The sequence below is a fragment of the Solilutibacter tolerans genome (assembly GCF_900155935.1).
Taxonomy (GTDB): domain Bacteria; phylum Pseudomonadota; class Gammaproteobacteria; order Xanthomonadales; family Xanthomonadaceae; genus Solilutibacter; species Solilutibacter tolerans.
The window spans coordinates 241,796-259,859 of record NZ_FTLW01000004.1 but is presented as its reverse complement, the minus strand read 5'-3'; the positions used below and the strand labels follow the sequence as shown (position 1 = coordinate 259,859).

At 64.2% G+C, this 18,064-nt stretch carries 21 protein-coding genes; 15 read left to right on the top strand and 6 right to left on the bottom strand.

The annotated features are described in order from the left end of the window. Positions 1–136: 136 nt before the first annotated feature. Both BW989_RS09585 and BW989_RS09580 read right to left on the bottom strand, forming a co-directional pair. Positions 137–442 carry a BolA family protein gene (locus BW989_RS09585; RefSeq protein ID WP_076587695.1) on the bottom strand — a complete coding sequence of 102 codons (306 nt, stop codon included), beginning with the start codon at positions 440–442 and terminating at the stop codon, positions 137–139. Next, positions 439–738, bottom strand: a complete 300-nt coding sequence (locus BW989_RS09580) for a YciI family protein (RefSeq protein WP_076587693.1) — start codon at positions 736–738, stop codon at positions 439–441. The genes BW989_RS09585 and BW989_RS09580 overlap by 4 nt, the downstream gene beginning before the upstream one ends. 248 nt (positions 739–986) lie before the next feature. Here BW989_RS09580 and BW989_RS09575 point away from each other — a divergent pair, with 248 nt between their 5' ends. From BW989_RS09575 to BW989_RS09565, 3 genes are read left to right on the top strand one after another with little or no spacing between them, the layout of a single operon-like run. Next, on the top strand, positions 987–1,940 hold the full coding sequence (locus BW989_RS09575; RefSeq protein ID WP_076587691.1) for a segregation and condensation protein A: 954 nt from the start codon (positions 987–989) through the stop codon (positions 1,938–1,940). Between the two features lie 26 nt (positions 1,941–1,966). Further along, positions 1,967–2,797, top strand: coding sequence for an SMC-Scp complex subunit ScpB (scpB, locus tag BW989_RS09570; RefSeq protein ID WP_076587689.1), 831 nt, complete (start codon positions 1,967–1,969; stop codon positions 2,795–2,797). After that, the gene (locus BW989_RS09565; RefSeq protein ID WP_076587687.1) at positions 2,797–4,419 is read left to right on the top strand and encodes a pseudouridine synthase; all 1,623 of its coding nucleotides are present in this window, start codon (positions 2,797–2,799) and stop codon (positions 4,417–4,419) included. The genes scpB and BW989_RS09565 overlap by 1 nt, the downstream gene beginning before the upstream one ends. A gap of 59 nt (positions 4,420–4,478) precedes the next feature. On the opposite strand, the gene BW989_RS09560 is transcribed toward BW989_RS09565, so the two are convergent. From BW989_RS09560 to BW989_RS09550, 3 genes are all read right to left on the bottom strand, one after another. Further along, on the bottom strand, positions 4,479–5,291 hold the full coding sequence (locus BW989_RS09560; protein ID WP_076587685.1) for an amidohydrolase: 813 nt from the start codon (positions 5,289–5,291) through the stop codon (positions 4,479–4,481). After that, a complete protein-coding gene (msrA, locus tag BW989_RS12840; protein ID WP_242651413.1) occupies positions 5,288–6,625 on the bottom strand; it encodes a peptide-methionine (S)-S-oxide reductase MsrA in 1,338 nt (445 codons plus the stop codon). Before msrA ends, BW989_RS09560 begins: the two co-directional genes overlap by 4 nt. An 87-nt stretch (positions 6,626–6,712) precedes the next feature. After that, positions 6,713–7,855 carry a pyridoxal phosphate-dependent aminotransferase gene (locus BW989_RS09550; protein ID WP_076587683.1) on the bottom strand — a complete coding sequence of 381 codons (1,143 nt, stop codon included), beginning with the start codon at positions 7,853–7,855 and terminating at the stop codon, positions 6,713–6,715. A gap of 79 nt (positions 7,856–7,934) precedes the next feature. Here BW989_RS09550 and ccmA point away from each other — a divergent pair, with 79 nt between their 5' ends. From ccmA to BW989_RS09495, 12 genes are all read left to right on the top strand, one after another. Further along, a complete protein-coding gene (gene ccmA / locus BW989_RS09545; protein ID WP_076587681.1) occupies positions 7,935–8,588 on the top strand; it encodes a heme ABC exporter ATP-binding protein CcmA in 654 nt (217 codons plus the stop codon). Then, positions 8,585–9,259, top strand: a complete 675-nt coding sequence (ccmB, locus tag BW989_RS09540; RefSeq protein ID WP_076587679.1) for a heme exporter protein CcmB — start codon at positions 8,585–8,587, stop codon at positions 9,257–9,259. The genes ccmA and ccmB overlap by 4 nt, the downstream gene beginning before the upstream one ends. Positions 9,260–9,368: 109 nt before the next feature. After that, positions 9,369–9,926, top strand: coding sequence for an azurin (gene azu, locus BW989_RS09535; RefSeq protein ID WP_076587972.1), 558 nt, complete (start codon positions 9,369–9,371; stop codon positions 9,924–9,926). 154 nt (positions 9,927–10,080) lie between these two features. Further along, positions 10,081–10,830 (top strand): heme ABC transporter permease CcmC, encoded by a 750-nt coding sequence (gene ccmC, locus BW989_RS09530; RefSeq protein ID WP_076587971.1) that lies wholly within the window; start codon positions 10,081–10,083, stop codon positions 10,828–10,830. After that, a complete protein-coding gene (gene ccmD, locus BW989_RS12445; protein WP_129582886.1) occupies positions 10,827–10,991 on the top strand; it encodes a heme exporter protein CcmD in 165 nt (54 codons plus the stop codon). Before ccmC ends, ccmD begins: the two co-directional genes overlap by 4 nt. After that, positions 10,988–11,449 carry a cytochrome c maturation protein CcmE gene (ccmE, locus tag BW989_RS09525; RefSeq protein WP_076587677.1) on the top strand — a complete coding sequence of 154 codons (462 nt, stop codon included), beginning with the start codon at positions 10,988–10,990 and terminating at the stop codon, positions 11,447–11,449. Before ccmD ends, ccmE begins: the two co-directional genes overlap by 4 nt. Further along, positions 11,449–13,374 carry a heme lyase CcmF/NrfE family subunit gene (locus BW989_RS09520; RefSeq protein ID WP_076587675.1) on the top strand — a complete coding sequence of 642 codons (1,926 nt, stop codon included), beginning with the start codon at positions 11,449–11,451 and terminating at the stop codon, positions 13,372–13,374. The genes ccmE and BW989_RS09520 overlap by 1 nt, the downstream gene beginning before the upstream one ends. Then, a complete protein-coding gene (locus tag BW989_RS09515) occupies positions 13,371–13,916 on the top strand; it encodes a DsbE family thiol:disulfide interchange protein (protein ID WP_076587673.1) in 546 nt (181 codons plus the stop codon). Before BW989_RS09520 ends, BW989_RS09515 begins: the two co-directional genes overlap by 4 nt. Continuing rightward, complete coding sequence (locus BW989_RS09510) at positions 13,916–14,356, top strand: cytochrome c-type biogenesis protein (RefSeq protein WP_076587671.1); 441 nt, start codon at positions 13,916–13,918, stop codon at positions 14,354–14,356. Before BW989_RS09515 ends, BW989_RS09510 begins: the two co-directional genes overlap by 1 nt. Before the next feature lie 2 nt (positions 14,357–14,358). Beyond that, positions 14,359–15,357: a tetratricopeptide repeat protein gene (locus BW989_RS09505; RefSeq protein ID WP_076587669.1), complete on the top strand. Its 999-nt coding sequence runs from the start codon at positions 14,359–14,361 to the stop codon at positions 15,355–15,357. 27 nt (positions 15,358–15,384) lie between these two features. Beyond that, positions 15,385–16,533 carry a homoserine O-acetyltransferase MetX gene (gene metX, locus BW989_RS09500; protein WP_076587667.1) on the top strand — a complete coding sequence of 383 codons (1,149 nt, stop codon included), beginning with the start codon at positions 15,385–15,387 and terminating at the stop codon, positions 16,531–16,533. A 33-nt stretch (positions 16,534–16,566) separates the two neighbouring features. Next, positions 16,567–17,172 carry a cysteine dioxygenase family protein gene (locus BW989_RS09495; RefSeq protein WP_076587665.1) on the top strand — a complete coding sequence of 202 codons (606 nt, stop codon included), beginning with the start codon at positions 16,567–16,569 and terminating at the stop codon, positions 17,170–17,172. Between the two features lie 180 nt (positions 17,173–17,352). On the opposite strand, the gene BW989_RS09490 is transcribed toward BW989_RS09495, so the two are convergent. After that, a complete protein-coding gene (locus BW989_RS09490) occupies positions 17,353–17,934 on the bottom strand; it encodes a TetR/AcrR family transcriptional regulator (RefSeq protein ID WP_076587663.1) in 582 nt (193 codons plus the stop codon). Positions 17,935–18,064: the final 130 nt, after the last annotated feature.

Below are 18,064 nucleotides of genomic sequence, written 5' to 3'. Positions count from 1 at the left end.
TTCGCACCCGCCCACGCAGTCCGCGGGCGAGTCATTGAGGTTGGATTTATGCCTTCAACTTGTTGATTTTATTGATGGCGATGGAGTGGGTTTTGCAATTCCACAGCCGAGTATAAGCGGCTCGCGCCCTATCGGTTCAGGCTGAGCCTTCCGGCGCGCGGGCATCGATGGCAAGGGCATGGATATCGTCGGTCATCATCTGGCCCAGCGCGGCATAAATGGCGCGATGGCGAGCCAGCGGCAGCATCCCCGAGAACTTGTCGCTGACGATACGGACGCTGAAATGCCCATGGCCCTGCGCTCCACCGCCATGACCTGCATGCTTGTGGCTGTCATCGGTAATGACGAGCTCCACCGGCCAGAACGCATCGGTCAGCAGCTCGCGCATGCGTTCGATCCGCGCGGGGTTGAGGCGCGGGATGTCGGCTTCTGTATGTGTCATGGCAATACCTTGCGGAACGGACGCACTTCTACCCGCTCGTACACGCCGGCGGCGACATACGGGTCGGCATCGGCCCAGGCGCGTGCGGCCTCGAGCGCGTCGAATTCGGCGATCACCACGCTGCCGCTGAAACCGGCGGGGCCCGGGTCTTCACCGTCGATGGCCGGGCACGGGCCGGCTAGGAGCAGACGGCCTGCATCGCGCAAGGCCTCCAGCCGTGCGATGTGCTCGGGGCGCGCAGCCAGGCGCCTGGGCAACACATTCGGGCCGTCATAGCCTTCGATCACGTACCACATCGGGCGGCATTCCTTGTTCGGGACAATCCAACATTCTAAATGCCCCGCTGGACACGACGCCCACGTTCCGCTTACCCTAAGGTCAACGCAAGGCCCGTCCTGCTTGGGTTTCAAGCAACGCCGCCTGCACTTTCTTCCGATTTCCATGCGCGACCCGCCCGACGGCGAGACGGTCGTGGATCGGATATTGATGTTGTATCGATGCCCCGAACCCCGCCGTGCCACCCGGCCCGGCCATTGACGCATCCATGACCGAAGACCGCGCCCCCGAGGCCACCTCACCCGCCATGTCGCTTCACCCCCAGCAGCGTGCGCCCGAGCAGCACGAGATGCCGCTGGCGACCGTGCTTGGCCAGCCGGTGCTGGAGATCCCGAAGGATCTCTACATCCCGCCGGACGCGCTGGAAGTGATCCTGGAGGCGTTCGAGGGCCCGCTGGACCTCTTGCTGTACCTGATCCGCCGGCAGAACCTCGACATCCTGGATATCCCGGTCGCGGAAATCACCAAGCAGTACGTCGATTACATCCAGGCCATGCACGAGATGCGTTTCGAGCTGGCCGCCGAATACCTGGTGATGGCCGCGATCCTGGCCGAGATCAAATCGCGCATGTTGTTGCCGCGCCCACCCAACGAGGAAGGGCTGGAAGACGACCCGCGCGCGGACCTGGTCCGCCGCCTGCAGGAATACGAGCGTTACAAGCAGGCCGCCGAGGATCTGGACACCCTGCCCCGGCAGGAGCGCGACACCACCGCGGCTGCCGCGGCGTACATGCCCGATCGCAGCACCCTGCGCGAGCCGCCAGCGGTGGACATGCGCGAGATGTTGCTGGCCCTGCACGACGTGCTCAAGCGCGCCGAGTTGTTCACCCAGCACGCGATCAAGCGCGATGCGCTATCGGTCCGCCAGCGCATGGGCGAATTGCTCGACCGCCTGCACGATGGCGCCTTCCACCGCTTCGAGAGCCTATTCACGGCCGAAGAAGGCCGGCTGGGGGTCGTCGTCACCTTCCTGGGCCTCTTGACGCTGGCCAAGGAGCAACTGGTCGAGATCATCCAGGAAGCGCCACTTGCACCGATCTACGTGAAATCGCTCGCGACGCGGGACGCCCCGGCGGAACTGCCTGAAAGCGAATTCGACGAAGGCGATGGCATTGCCGCATCGACCGATACATCCGAAGCACCCGCGACGCCTGCGGCCTGAGCCGCCGACGCAACCACAGGTAACCCATGGACCAGACCCTCGTCACCCGCATCGTTGAAGGCGCCTTGCTCGCCGCCAGCCAGCCACTGACCGTGGCCCAGCTCGCCGCCCTCTTCACCCTGGACGAGCCCGCGCCCGACGGCAGCCTGCAGAACGCATTGGCCGAGTTGCAGGCGCAGTGCGCCGAGCGCGGCGTGGAGCTGGTCGAAGTCGCCTCCGGCTGGCGTTACCAGGTCAAGGCCGATGTCCACCCGTGGGTCACCCGCATGTGGGCCGAGCGCACCACCAAGTACACCCGCGCCACACTCGAAACGCTGGCGCTGATCGCCTACCGCCAGCCGATCACCCGCGGCGAGATCGAGCAGATCCGCGGCGTGGCGACCAACAGCAACATCATCAAGTCGCTGGAAGAACGCGACTGGATCCGCTCGGTCGGCCACCGCGACGTGCCCGGCCGCCCGGAACTGCTGGGCACCACCAAGACTTTCCTCGACTACTTTGGCCTGAAGCGCCTGGACGAATTGCCGCCGCTGTCGGAGCTGAAGGACTTCGGCGAGTTGGACCCGCAGCTGGATTTCGACGCCGCGCCGATCGCTGCGAATACCCCGGTGGAAGGGGATGTCGATGTCGCTTCGGATGGCGAAAACGCGCTGGATGTCGACGCCGCTTCCGATACCGACGCGAATGACCCCGATCACGGCGATGACGAAGCCGCATCGCCCACCCAAGACCACGACGCCGAGGCCGATGCCGCCGACGCACACCCCGAAGACGATGCCGGTTCTGATGCCGCATCCCACACTGAACAAGACAACGAAGAAGACATCGCCGCCGATGGCGAGGTCAGGAGCCACTGATGAGCAATAACGAACCCCGCAAACCCCTCTCCCTCAAGCGCGGCAGCGACGAAGCTCCGACCAGCAAACTGGAAGAACGCCTGCACAAGGTGCTGGCGCAGGCCGGCCTTGGCTCGCGTCGTGCGCTGGAGCAGCGCATCGCCGACGGCAAGGTCATCGTCAATGGCGAGCCGGCGAAAGTCGGCATGTCGATCAAGGCCGGTGACAAGGTGGAGATGGATGGCCGCGGCTTTGTCGCGAGCGCACTCACCGAGCCGCCGCGCGTGTTGATCTACAACAAGCCGGAAGGCGAAGTGACCACCCGCGAAGACCCCGAAGGCCGCCCGACCATTTTTGATGGCCTGCCGGTGCTGAAGGGCTCGCGCTGGATCTCGATCGGCCGCCTCGACATCAACACCAGTGGCCTGTTGCTGCTGACGACCGATGGCGAACTCGCCAACGCGATGATGCATCCCTCGCACGAGGTCGAGCGCGAGTACATCTGCCGTGTGCGCGCACCTGAAGGCGAAGACGAGGTCAGCGACAAATTGGTCGACCGCCTACGCCGCGGCGTGGCACTGGAAGACGGCCCGGCCAAATTCGACAAGATCGATCGGATGTCGGGCACCGACATGCCGCATGAGAGCCGGCACGACTGGTTCCGCGTCACCCTGACCGAAGGCCGCAACCGCGAAGTGCGCCGTTTGTGGGAATCGCAGGGCTGCCAGGTGTCGCGCCTCAAGCGCATTCGCTACGGCAAGGTCAGTCTGCCGCAGCCGCTGCTCCGCGGCCAATCGCAGGAACTGCCCGACGCGCAGGTCGAAACCATGCGCAAGGCCGTGGGCCTGGAAGACAGCGTGCCGGCCGCGCTGACCCTGTTGCCGGTGATCGGCCAGCGCCGTGCGGCGAAGTCCACCGTGCACCTCGGCAATGACCGTCGCGCCCAGGGTGGCTACGTCAACGGCCACAACGCCGCCGATGAAGGCCGCGAGTTGCGCCGCTTCGACCACGTCCGCGAGGACCGCAACCGCCGTGGCGGACCGCGCAAGTCCGGCGGCCTGACCGTCAGCGGTGAAGCCGCCGCCAACCAAGCCAACAAGCGCCTGAAGGTGAAGGGCCAGCAGCGCCAGCCCGGCCAGCGCATGCGTCCGGGTGAGCAACGCGGTGACAACCCGGCCGCGATGCGCACCTGGTACGTGCCCGAGGGTGTGGATACCGGCCCCAGCGGGCATCGCAACGCCGATGGCCGCGGCCCCAAGAAACCTTATGGCAACAAGCCGCGTCGTAGCGGTCCGGGCGGTGGCAGTGCTGGCGGTGGGTATCGCCAAGGCGGCGACGGCCCACGCGGCAATGCCGGTGGCGGTTACCGCCAGGGCGGCGATGGTCCACGTGGCCAAGGCGGTCAGGCCAAGCCGAAGCATCCGTACGGGCACCCGGGCAATGCGCCCAGTTTCCCGTCCGACCACGCCAACCCCGGCAGCCACAACCCTTACGGGCAGGCCCCGCGCCAGAACCGTGGCCCGCGCCCAGGCGGTCCAGGCGGCTCGCGTCCCGGCGGCAATCGTCCTGCTGGCAACCGTGGCCCACGTCCGGGCGGCGGCAATCGCGGTCCGCGTGGTGCAGGCGGTGGCGGCAATCGCTGAGCCGTATTCGGCCTGACACAGGATTGATCAACGACGCGCCTTCGGGCGCGTCGTTCGTTTCAGCGCTCGATCAACTCGAAAGCATCGCCATCATGCATCGCCGGGAAACGCTCGCGATGCTTCTGCAATTCGTCCCATTGCAGGGTGGTGGTCGCGACCATCTCGCCGTGGCCGTCTTCGCTGACCGGCTGGCCGAGGAAATCGATCACCGCGCTGTCGCCCGCGTAGTCGATGTCGTTGCCATCGCGACCGACGCGGTTGACGCCCGCCACGTAGGCCAAGTTTTCGATGGCACGCGCCCGTAGCAACGTCTTCCACGGATAGGCGCGCACTGCCGGCCAGTTGGCGACGAAGATCAACAGGTCGTAATCCGGCCCGTCCTTGCGTTCGACATCGAAACGGTTGCGCGCGAACACCGGGAAACGCAGGTCGTAGCAGACGAGTGGGCAGATGCGCCATCCCCGCCACTCCACCGTGAGGCGTTCGTTGCCTGCGGCGTAGCGCTCATGCTCTTTGGCAAAAGTGAAGAGGTGCCGCTTGTCGTAATGCTGCACATCGCCGCCCGGCGTCACGAACATCATCCGGTTGAACACATCCTTGCCCACGCGCAGTTGCACGCTGCCGCAGATCGCGGCATCAAGCTTGGCGGCTTGCTCGCGCATCCACGCGACCGTCGGGCCTTGCATGTCTTCAGCCGAGTCGATCGCGTCGTTGGAAAAGCCGCTGGTGAAGGTCTCCGGCAGGATGACGAGATCGGTCAACCCGCGCAGATGCGAGATTTTTTCGCCGTAATACGCGCGATTACCCGCCGGGTCATGCCAGCGGGTATCGCCCTGCACCAAGGAAACACGCAAGTCCTGCTGGGAGGTCATTGCTTGGCCACCGCCTCGTCCGGCACGAACTTCAGTACGTTGCCATTGATGCAATAACGCTTGCCGGTCGGCGGCGGGCCGTCGTCAAAGACGTGGCCGAGATGGATGCCGGAGCTCTTGCTCAACACCTCGACGCGGCGCATGCCGTGGCTGTTGTCCACGCGCAATTCCAGCGCGCCCTCGACCGGGTTGAAGAAGCTCGGCCAACCGGTACCGCTCTCGAACTTGGCGTCCGAGCGGAACAGATTCGCGCCGGTGATCGGATCGACATAGAAACCGGGACGCTTCTCGTCTAGATGCGAACCGCTGCCAGGCACCTCGGTGCCCTGCTCGAACGCGATTCGCTGCTGCGCGGGCGTCAACAGCTGGAACCCCAGCCACTTCCAGAACGCCTGCTGCTCGCCGTTGTAGCCGGTGTAGCGCGAGACCTCGCGGCCATTCTTGAACAGGACGATAGTCGGCGTGGCAAACAGCGCCTTCTCCAGCGTCCAGCCCTTCGGCGGTTGCGCGGACAAGGTGGTCGCTACGGGCACGTCAGCCTTCCACTTCGACAACACGTCGTTCTTGAACTTCTCGCAATACGGGCAAGTCTCGGCTTCAAACACGATCAGCTGGCGCTCGGCGTTGAGCGTCGCCGGATCCAGCGCGGGATGCGCCTGGCCACCGCTGCCGTCCATCGCATACTTCACGCCCGTGCCGCCCAGCCCGCAATAGCCGTTGGGGTTCTTCACCAGATAGTCCTGATGATATTCCTCGGCGCGCGTGTAGTTCTTGAGCGGCGCGATCTCTGTCGCGATCTTGCCGAAGCCTTCGCGCGTCAGCGATTGCTGGTAGATGTCGCGGGTCTGCTCGGCCAGGGCTTGCTGCTCGGGCGTCGAGGTGTAGATGGCGCTGCGATAGTTGGTGCCGATGTCGTTGCCCTGCCCGTCCACCTGGGTCGGGTCATGGTTTTCCCAGAACGCGGCCAAGATCGTCGCCAGCTCCACCTTCTTGGGGTCGAAGCTGACCTTGATCACTTCGGCGTGGTTACGCGCCTCGCTGCGGCCGCGTTTGATCTGGCGCTCAAGTTCCAACACGTCGTCGTAACTGGTCTTGCTGGCATCGCCATTGGCATAACCGGATTCAACATCCACTACACCCGGAATCGCAGACAAGCGCTTCTCCGCGCCCCAGAAACAGCCCATGCCGAAGACGATGCTTTGGACATCCGCACTCATGTGTTTTTCTCCCGATGACAACAACGGCGTGGCGGCAGGTGGCCGCAACACGAACATGGCGAGCAAGCCGGCGACCACCAGGGTGACGATGACGGCGATGAGGTTCACGGTTTTCATGGCCATTGGAGCCTAATCAGCAGTGATAAGTTCCTTACGCTTCCCAGGCCACTGGGGATGCAAGCAGCCTGGATGCCAACCCGGCGGTCAAGGCGCCTTCAAACGCTCGATCGCTGCATCCAAAGTGGGTTCGCTCTTCGCAAAACACAAGCGCAACAGGCGCTGCCCGGTTTGCGGCGTCTCGTAGAAGGGCGAGAGCGGAATGCCGGTGACGCCGTGCTCTTTGGTCAACCAACGGCTGAACTCGACATCATCCAGGTCACTGACCGCCGAGTAATCGACCAACTGGAAATAACCGCCGGGCACGGCCAGCGGGCGGAATTTCGTGCCTGCCAGCTGCTCGCGGAAACGGTCGCGCTTCTCCTGGTAGAACGCGCCCAGCGTTTCGTAGTGCGCGGGATCGGCCTCGATCATTTCGGCAAACGCGGCCTGCGCCGGGTGGAAGGTACAGAAGGTGTTGTACTGGTGCACCTTGCGCAGCTCCGCGCTCAACGCGGGCGGTGCCACCGCGTAGCCGACCTTCCAGCCGGTGCAGTGATAGGTCTTGCCAAAGCTCGAAATGACGAACGCACGCTCGCGCAGTTCGGGGTAATAGAGCGCGGATTCGTGGCGACGACCGTCGAACACAATGTGCTCGTACACCTCGTCGGAAATGAGGTAGAGGCCATTCTTCTGAACGATGTCGGCCAACTCGCGCATGTCGTCGGCGGTGAGCATCGCGCCCGACGGGTTGTGCGGCGTGTTGGTGATGATCATGCGCGTCTTGGATGTCACTGCATCGCGCACCTTCTGCCAATCGGGAGCGAAGGTTTCGGGATCCAAGGCCACGTGCACCGCGCGCGCACCAGCCAGGTCAATCGCCGGCTCGTAGCAGTCGTAGCACGGGTCCAGCACGATGACTTCCTCGCCCGCACGCACGACCGCATGCACGGCGTCGAAGATCGCCTCGGACGCGCCACTGGTGACGGTGATCTCGCTGTCCGGGTCCGGCCGGTAGCCGTAGCAGCGCTCGGTTTTGCCCGCGATAGCCTGCCGCAGCGCCGGGGTGCCGGTCATCATCGCGTACTGGTTTTGGCCTGCACGCATGGCCTTGTCCAACGCCTCGATCAATCGCTCGGGCACCGGGAAATCGGGGAAGCCCTGACCCAGATTGACCGCGCCGTGTTGGGCGGCCAGCTGCGACATGACGGTGAAAATGGTGGTGCCGACGTTCGGAAGCTTGCTCTGCATTGCGCGGGGGTCGATGCGGTGGGGGTCTGAGTTTACGTGCTGGCGGTTAAGATGCCGCATCGCCGCCCATCCACGCCCCGTGCCGATTTCGTCTTCCCCGTCCTTGCTCACCGTGCGTGGCCTCTCCTTCTCGCGCAACGAGGAACCGTTGTTCGGCCCGCTGGATTTCAGCGTCGATGTCGGCGAAGCCCTCTTGGTGCGCGGCGACAACGGCGTCGGCAAGACCACGCTCCTGCGCGTGCTGGCCGGCTTGCTGCGCGCGGACGAAGGCACGCTCGATATCAAAGGCCATGCCGCCGATCGCGAAAGCCGGGCTCGCGCCATCGCCTATCTCGGGCATTTGCCTGCCTTCAAGGCAGACCTGACCTCGCTGGAAAACCTTGAATTTCTCTGCGCGCTGCATGGCCGCCGCGAAGGCCGGTCGCTGGAAGCCGCGATGGCCACCGTGGGCCTGGCCGGTTACGAGGACAGCCCCGCGCGCACGCTGTCCGCCGGGCAAAAGAAGCGCCTCTCACTGGCACGCATGTGGCTGTCGCCCGCGCCGTTGTGGTTGTTGGATGAGCCTTACGCCAATCTGGATCTGGGCGGCATTGATCTGGTGAATCGGTTGATCGTCGGCCATCTGGACGATGGCGGCGCCACCCTGGTCACCACGCATGGTGCGTACGCCGCGCCGCCGGTGAAGACCCGTGAGTTGGTCATGCAACGCGCGGTTTGGAGTGGCGCCGAATGATCGCCGCTGGTTACGCCTTGCTGGTCCGCGACCTGCGCCTGTTGTGGCGCCGTCGTGGCGATGCCTTCCAGCCTGCGCTGTTCGCGGTGCTGGTCGTGGTGCTGTTCGCGCTGGGGCTGGGCGGCGAAGCCGAACTGCTTGCCCGGGTGGCACCTGCAGTGCTGTGGCTGGCCGTGTTGCTTTCGGGGATGTTGTCGTTGGACACGCTGTTGCGAGGGGATGCGGAAGATGGCTCCCTCGACCAATGGCTGCTCGCCCCGGTGCCGCTGTCCTGGCTGATCGCCGTACGCGTCTTCAGCCATTGGTTGACGACTGCGCTACCCCTGCTGATCGCGGTGCCGTTGCTGGCTGAACTCATGCAGCTGCCACGCGCACAATTGCCCTTGTTGATGATGTCGCTTCTCATCGGCACGCCGCTGCTGAGTTTGATCGGCGCGGTGGTCGCCGCGCTCACCGTCGGCATGCGCCGTGCGGGGATTTTGCTGGCGCTGCTCGCCCTGCCGCTCTACGTGCCTGTGCTGGTGTTCGGCGCGGGCGCGGTGGCCGCCGATGCGCAGGGGCTGGATGCCTCGGGCGCCTTGCTGATGATGGGCGCAGGCCTTGTCGCCGGTGCGGTCCTTGCACCGCTGACGGCAGCGGCAGCGCTGCGTATCGCACTCAGCGGCGAATAGTCCCAAACGCCCAACTCTTGAGCCAAGTCAACGTGTTGCTGGGTGCGATTGGGGACAATAGGTCATCGACGCCACGCTCGGCGCACCTGTTTCCCTCATGGAGATCGTGATGAAGCTTCGTTCCCCCTTGTTGGCCGCCGCCATCGTTTTGTCCCTGACTGCTTGCAGCCAGCCTGCCGAACCCGAGGCCAACACCCCCGCCGCCGCCGAAGCCGCGCCTGCACCCGAAGCGACATCGACCGCCCCCGAAACCGATGCCAACGCCGCGACCGATGCTGCGCCCGCGACGGGCGAATGTGCCTTCAACCTGGAAGGCAACGACGCCATGCAATACAACGTCAAGAACATCGACGTGCCGAAGTCCTGCGCGACATTCACCATCCACCTGAAGCATGTCGGCAGCATGCCGATCGCCGCCATGGGCCATAACGTCGTCATCGCCAAGACTGCGGATATCGGGGATGTCGCGGCCGACGGCTCCGCGGTTCAGCCCGATCATGTGATGGCCGGTGACACCCGCGTCATCGCCCACAGTCCGATGGTCGGTGGCGGCCAATCTACCTCGGTCACGTTCGAGACCGGCAAGCTGGCCGATGGCGGCTTTTCGTTCTTTTGCACCTTCCCGGGCCACTCCGGGATGATGCAGGGCACGCTCAGCCTCAAATAAGCTCCTTGTGTGCATGAACGCCCGCGCCTTGGGGTTGCGGGCGTTCGCGTACCCCACATGCCTCCGCGCGGGTCGGCTGGTATCCTTGGCGTTTGACCGACGCGGCCCGCCGCGCCCGGCCGCCCAGGTGCGCGGCCCCTGCCTGATCCGTGCAATGAATCCCCTCGTCCGCTGGTTCCATCAACTCGCCTCGCCCCCCTATTTCGACCGCTTCGCCGCGCGCTGGTCGCCGTGGTGCTATGGCGCTGGCCTGTTGATCATGCTCTTCGGCTTGTGGGGCGCCCTGTTCAATGTCCCCGCCGATTACCAGCAAGGCGACAGCTTCCGCATCCTCTACATCCACGTGCCGGCCGCATGGATGAGCTTGGGCGTATTTGCCGGCATGGCGATCTATTCGGCCATCGCGCTCATCTGGCGCATCAAGCTGTGCGAGATCCTGGCCATGGCCTGCGCCGCACCCGGCGCCGCCTTCACCTTGGTCACGCTGATCACCGGCGCGATCTGGGGCAAGCCGATGTGGGGCACTTGGTGGGATTGGGACCCGCGCCTGACCACTGAGCTGATCCTGCTTTTCATGTACCTCGGCGTCATTGGCTTGTATCACGCCATCGAAGACCGTCGCGCCGCTGCACGCGCCGCAGGCCTGTTGGCGATTGTCGGCGTGGTGTTGCTGCCGGTCATCCGTTATTCGGTGGTGTGGTGGAACTCGCTGCACCAGGGCCAGACGATCAAGATGTTCGGTGAATCCTCGATGGACCCCAGCATGGTGATGCCGCTCTGGGCGATGGTGATCGGCACGCATGTGTGGTTCGTCGGCTCGCTGTTGGCCCGCGCGCGCGCCGACAACCTGCGCCGCGAGGCCGGCAAGGACTGGGTGCTGCGCAGCGCCGGGGAACGCACATGAGCTATCGCGAATACGTCATCGCCGCTTACGTGGTGTTCGCCCTGATGCTGGCGTGGGATTGGCTGGCACCGAAGCTCACCATCGCGCGGGCACGCCGCGCGGCCTTGCAATTGGCCAAGCGCCGCGCCGCGCGTGATGGCCAGTCGGAGACCACACGATGAATCCCGTACGCAAACGCCGCTTGATCGTGATCGTAATGATCGTGGCGGCAGCAGCGCTCGCCGTCACCTTGTTGTCGATGGCCCTGCAGCGCAATGTGGCTTATCTCTACACGCCCAGCGAAGTGCTGCGTGGCGAGGCCGGCGACAAGGCGCGCTTCCGCCTGGGTGGCATGGTGGCGGAGCACTCCTTCAAGCGCGCGACCGGCTCGCTGGAGGCCCATTTCGAAGTCGATGATGGCGATGCGCGCATGCCGGTCGTCTACACCGGCATCCTGCCCGACCTGTTCCGCGAAAAGCAGGCGGTAATCGCGACCGGCTCGATGAAGGATGGCGTGTTTGTGGCGGAGCAAGTCCTGGCCAAGCACGACGAGACTTACATGCCGAAAGAAGTCGCCGACAAGATGGGCGCCGCGCACAAGAAGCACAACGTGGAAGACAAGCCGGCGGCGGCCAACTGATGCTGGGAGAACTGGGTCATTTCGCGCTGAACTTGGCGCTGTGGGTCGCCGTGATCCAGTCGGTCATCCCGCTGATCGGCGCACACAAAGGGCGCAACGACTGGATGGCGGTCGCGCGTCCGGCAGCCTTCGTCCAACTCGCGCTCATCGCTTTCGCTTTCATTCTGCTCACCCACGCGTTTGTGGTGCAAGACCGTTCGCTGCAATACGTGGCCGATAACAGCAACTCGCTGCTGCCGATGGTCTATCGCTTCACCGCCGTGTGGGGGGCGCACGAAGGCTCGCTGCTGCTGTGGCTGCTGGTGCTGGCCGGATGGACCGGCGCCGTCGCCGCGTTCTCGCGTCATCTACCGCTGTCGGTGATCGCGCGCGTCTTGGGTGTGATGGGCATCGTGTCGATCGGCTTCCAAGCTCTTTTGTTGTTCACCAGCGATCCGTTCGAGCGCTTGCTCCCCGCCGCCAGCGAAGGCCGCGATCTCAACCCGCTGCTGCAAGACCCGGGCATGATCATCCACCCGCCGATGCTCTATCTCGGCTACGTCGGTTTCGCGGTGCCATTCGCGTTCGCCATCGCCGCCTTGCTCGATGGAAAAGTGGACGTGCGCTGGCAGCGTTGGACGCGCCCGTGGACCAATATCGCGTGGGGCTTCCTCACCCTCGGCATCGGGCTCGGAAGCTGGTGGGCGTACTACGAACTGGGCTGGGGCGGCTGGTGGTTCTGGGACCCGGTCGAAAACGCCAGCTTCATGCCCTGGCTGGTCGGTGCCGCCCTCATCCACTCGCAGGCAGTCACCGAAAAACGCGGCAGCTTCGCCAACTGGACGCTGCTGCTGGCCATCGCCGCGTTCTCGCTGTCCTTGCTCGGCACCTTCCTGGTGCGCTCGGGCGCGATCACCAGCGTGCACGCCTTCGCGGCCGATCCCGAACGCGGCATGTTCATCCTGGCGTATCTCGGCGTGGTCGTTGGCGGCTCGTTGCTGCTGTACGCATTGCGCGCGCCCGGCGCGACGGCGGAAGCGCGCCCGTTCGCGCCGTTCTCGCGTGAAACCCTTCTACTCATCAACAACCTGCTGCTGACCACCGCCGGCGCGATGGTCTTGATCGGCACGCTTTACCCGATGCTGGCGGATGCGTTGGAGCTCGGCAAAGTCTCGGTTGGCCCGCCGTATTTCTCGTTGATGTTCGTGCTGCTCATGGCACCCGTGGTGATGCTGCTGCCGTTCGGCCCGCTGGTGCGCTGGCAGCGAGAACAGCCGCAACCGGTCATCGCGATGTTGATGCCGTGGGCCGCATTGGCCTTGGTCATCGGTGCCATCGCCTGGTGGATGGCACCGCAAGGCGCGATCAAGACCGGCGTCGGCATCGCAGCGGCGCTGTGGGTCGGTCTCGGCACGCTGTTGTTCGCATGGCAGCGCCTGCGCAAGTCGGGTCGGATGACGCGGGAGATGACCGGGATGACGCTCGCCCACGTCGGCGTCGCGCTGTTCGTCGCCGGCGCGCTGCTGAACGCTGCGCTCAACGAGCAACGTGAAGTCGCGCTCGCGCCCGGGCAAACGCTCAGCCTGCATGGCGATGACTATCGCTTCGACGGCGTGCGTCGCGAAGCCGGCCCCAACTACGATGCCGACATCGGCACGGTCACGCTGATGCGCGATGGCAAGCGCATCGCCACCCTGCATCCTGAAAAGCGCAGTTACGCCAGCGGCGGCCAGGTGATGACCGAGGCCGCCGTGGATTGGGGCGTCTTCCGCGACCGTTATGTGGCGCTGGGCGAATCGCTGGGCAATGGCAGCTGGGCCGTGCGCGTGCACAGCAAACCGATGATGGGCTTCATCTGGCTGGCCGTCGTGTTGATCGCGCTGGGCGGTTTCGTCACCGCCGCCGATCGCCGCTTCCGCCGCTATCAGGAGGAAAAAACCACATGAGCAAGAACCGCTGGATCCCCCTCGCCATCTTCATCGCGCTCGGCGCGTTGTTGGCAGCCGGCGTGTGGATGAGCCGTCGTCCGGATCGTGATGCACTGCCCTCGCCGCTGATCGGCAAGCCCGCGCCAGAATTTTCCCTGCCCGAACTCTTCGACCCCACGCGCACCGTCACGCTCGCCGATCTCAAGGGCGCCCCCTTTGTGATGAATGTGTGGGGCAGCTGGTGCGTGGCCTGCCGCGACGAACACGCCGCATTGACCGCGTTCTCCGAAACCAAGCGCGTGCGGGTCATCGGCTACAACTGGAAGGACGAGCCCGAAGACGCCAAGCGTTGGTTGGAACAACTCGGCAACCCTTACTTCATGATCCTGCAGGACATCGAAGGCCGCACTGCGCTCGATTTCGGCATCTACGGCGCACCCGAAACCTTCCTCATCGATGCCAAGGGCATGATCGTGTGGAAGCACGTCGGCGTACTCACGCCTGAGCTCATCCGCAACGAGCTGGAACCCAAACTGACCCAGTTGGAGGCCGCACGCTGATGCGCAAGGCGCTGGCCATCCTGTTGTTGGGCCTGTGGCTGCCGCTGGCGGCCTTGGCGCAAGTCAAAGGGGATGTCGCCCCGCCGGTGTTCCGCGACCAGTTCGAAGAGCAGCGCTTCCGCCAGCTCACCCATGAGCTGCGCTGCGTCATGTGCCAAAACCAGTCGCTCGCCGATTCCAACGCCGAGATCGCCCGCGACTTGCGCAACGAAGTCTTGGTGCTGATGCGCCAAGGCAAGACCGATGCCGAGATCCGCGATTTCATGGTCGCGCGTTACGGCGAATTCGTGCTGTACAAGCCGCGCCTGGAAGGCGGGACGATGTTGCTCTGGTTCGGCCCGCTGCTGCTGATATTGATCGGTGGCGCGCTGGTGTACGTGCTGGTGAAGCGCGGTGGCAAACGCAGCGCGGTGCCCATCGACGACAAGCAGGAGTGGTAGGGATGGCGATGTTCCTGATCGGCGCCGCAGTGCTGCTGTTGCTCACGTTGTACGCCGTGCTGCGCCCACTGCTGGGTCGCAGCAAGACGCTGGCTGCGGGCATCGCCTTCGCCGTCATCGCCGCCAGCACCGTGCTGTACCTGCAACTGGGTACGCCTGCCGCGCTCGATCCCGCGATGGTGCGCGCGCCGACCAATTTGGCGGAAGCCCGCGCGCAGCTGGAACGCAAATTGGCCGAAAGCCCGGGCGATGCCGAAGGCTGGCGCTTGCTGGGTCGCGCCTATGCCGCCGAAGGCAATGCGAAAGAGGCCGCACGCGCCTACGCCGAAGCCGCGAAGCGTGCCCCGCGCGACGCCGATGTGCTGACCGAAGCCGCCGAAGCCCGCGCACTCACGCGTGAAGATCGCCGCTTCGATGACATCGCCACCGCGCAGCTGGAACAAGCCATCGCCATCGAACCGATGCATCAGCGTGCACGCTGGTTCCTCGGCATCAGCCTGCGTCAGGCCGGCGAACACGCCAAGGCGGCCGAAGTCTGGTCGCCGCTGCTCTCGCGAATCGATGCCAAGACCGCCGCCACCTTGCTGGTGCAGATCAACCAAGCACGCACCGAAGCCGGGCTGGCACCGATGAAGCTGCCGACCGAAGCAACATCCACCTCAGGCTTGGCCGTTCAAGTCACCTTCGCGCCCGGCATCGATATCCAGCAACTCCCCGATACCGCTCGCATATTCGTGATCGCGCGCGCCGCGGGTGGCCCACCGATGCCTGTTGCCGTACAAAAGCATGAAGTGAGTGCGATGCCGCTATCGATTCGCTTGAGCGATGCCGACAGCCCCATGCCTACCGCCAAGCTGTCCAGCCTCAAGCAAGTCGAGGTGATCGCGCGTCTGTCGATGAATGGCATAGCCAATCGTCAGGCCGACGACATCGAATCCCGACCCGTGCAACTCAGCTTGCCGCACACGCAAGCCGTCGAACTGGTGATCGGCAACGAGTGAGCGACACGCTCGGTTAGCATTGTCGGCATGAGCGAATTCATACCGCCCGCGACGCGCTTCATCGCCTTGCCCTCGCCGTTCCCGATGAAGGATGGCGGCCAACTGCACGGTGCCCGCATCGCGTATGAAACCTGGGGCATGTTGGATGCGGACGCCGGCAACGCCATCCTGATCCACACCGGCCTCTCGCCCGATGCGCACGCCGCCAGCCATCCTGATGATCCCAGCGACGGGTGGTGGGAACGCATGATCGGCCCGGGCAAGGCCATCGACACGGATCGTTGGTTCGTGGTCTGCGTCAACACGCTGGGCAGCTGCAAGGGCTCGACCGGCGCCGCGTCGATCAACCCCGCCACAGGCAAGGCCTACCAACTCGATTTCCCTGAGCTTTCCGTCGAAGACTGCGCCGATGCCGCCGCCCATGTCGTGCGCGAACTCGGCATCACGCAGCTCGCCTGCGTCATCGGCAACTCGATGGGCGGCATGACGGCGTTGTCGATGATCGAGCGCCACCCCGGCCTTGCCCGCCACCTCATCGACATTTCCGGCGCGGCGCGCGCGCTGCCGTTCTCCATCGCGATTCGCTCGTTGCAGCGAGAGGCCATCCGCCTGGACCCGTTGTGGAACGAGGGCCAATACGATGATGAGCGTTACCCAGAATCGGGCATGCGTATCGCCCGCAAACTGGGCGTCATCACCTATCGCTCGGCGATGGAATGGGATGGCCGCTTCGGTCGTATCCGTTTGGACCCGGAAGCGCGCGAAGACGACATCCCGTTCGCCGCGGAATTCGAAGTGGAAGGCTATCTGGAGAACCATGCGCGTCGCTTCGTGCGCCGGTTCGACCCCAACTGCTATCTCTATCTTGGCCGTGCGATGGACCGCTACGACATCGGCGAATCCAGCCTGACGCCCTGCGGCGACCGTCATCGTGACGCGCTGGACGCCCTCGCCACGCTCAAGCTCGACAAGGCGCTGGTGATCGGCGTCGAGACCGACCTCTTGTTCCCGCTGGAGCAGCAGCAGGAAATCGCCGAAGGCCTGCGCCGCGGCGGCGTGGACGCGCAATTCGTGGCGATGCCGTCTCCCCAAGGCCACGATGCGTTTCTGGTAGACATCGAACGCTTCGGGCCTGCCGTGCGCGACTTCCTGAATACGCTTCTTCCGGCAGCTTGATGACGACTTGGAATGAGCAGGTAAAATAAAGCCATGAACACCAGCGACAGCAATGCCCTGCGCGATTTTCCCGGCCGCGATCGCCTCATCGAATCCGTGGACGAGGCCGTGTCGAATGGCGAATGTTGCGCCATCGCCCAGCAATTGCGTCGCAATCTGTGTGCGCTGATGCGCGATGGCAATGTCCAATTACCTGCCTGCGTATTCGAGTCCGTCGACGGTCACTACGCGCGCCGCGAGATCCACCGCAGCGAGGAACACGGCTACGCCATCATCGCCATGACCTGGGGCCCCAACCAAGGCACGCCCATCCACGACCACTCCGGTATGTGGTGCGTCGAAGGCGTCTGGGCGGGCCAGCTGGAAATCACCCAGTACGACTTGGCCGAACGTACCGGCGAAGAATTCCGTTTTGTCGAAGTGGGCACACTGATCGCCGGCACGGGTTCGGCCGGCAGCCTCATCCCGCCGCACGAATATCACGCGATTCGCAATGCGAGCGATAGCGATGTCGCCGTCTCCATCCACATCTACGCAGAGCCGATGACTTGCTGCGGCGTGTTTTCCGAAGCCGAGGAACAAGGGGATGGTTGGCACCGCTACATCGAAAAGCAACTGGCGTTGGATGCGGCGGCTTGATGCTGGCCAGGTTACGAAATATTGAAAAAGCCGCCTTGGGGCGGCTTTTTTACAGCCTCTGAAGGGGCAAACAGAATTTGCCCCTTGAACTTCAGAGACTGCTTTCGGCCAGAAAAGCGGTTATTCATCGAGTGCGCTTATACCGTGGCGCTCTTAGCGCTACACGATGATCTGAAAGTTTCAGGATGCACGTTCGTTTAAAAGACGCGCCAAGATGTGTTCACGGCATACATCGAGTATTTCGTCCGTCAGAGGTGAGTTGTCGGGACAGGACCTCGACAACACCACCGCCCCGACAGCTTGAGCCATCAGGACGATCCGACGTGCGCGCGCTTCGTCTTTTACGCTATCGGGCAACGCGTCTTCCTTGTGCGCTGGCGCAGACAACTGACGCTCGATGCCCGCTGCAAACGCCGCCTTGACCGATTCCGGTTGGCGCGCCGCATCCGCACATAGCGCGGCCATCGTGCAGCCGTCGCCCGGGTTGTCCCGATGCTCCCGGGAAACGTAATAGCTCAAGAAGTCACTCGGATCACCGCTCATCGCCGCGTCTGCCGAACGCGCCAGGCCGCAGCTTGCCGCTTCGGCCATCAGATCGGTCTTGGAGCCGAAATGCTTGTAGAAGCCGCCATGGGTGAAGCCGGCCGCCGCCATCAGATCCGCGACGCCCACACCGTCGTAGCCCCGCTCCCTGAAAAGGGTGGAGGCGGTTTCTACGATATGTGCCCTATTTGCCTGGGCTTGTTGCTTCGTGACCTTCATGGACCGTGTCTCTGGATGCCCCCCTGCGGAGGTTTTTCACTATACCACCAATAGATTATGGTCATAATCAAACCGTTGACATCAAAGATTATGGTCATCATCATTGAACTCTCAACCAGCACTAGACCAG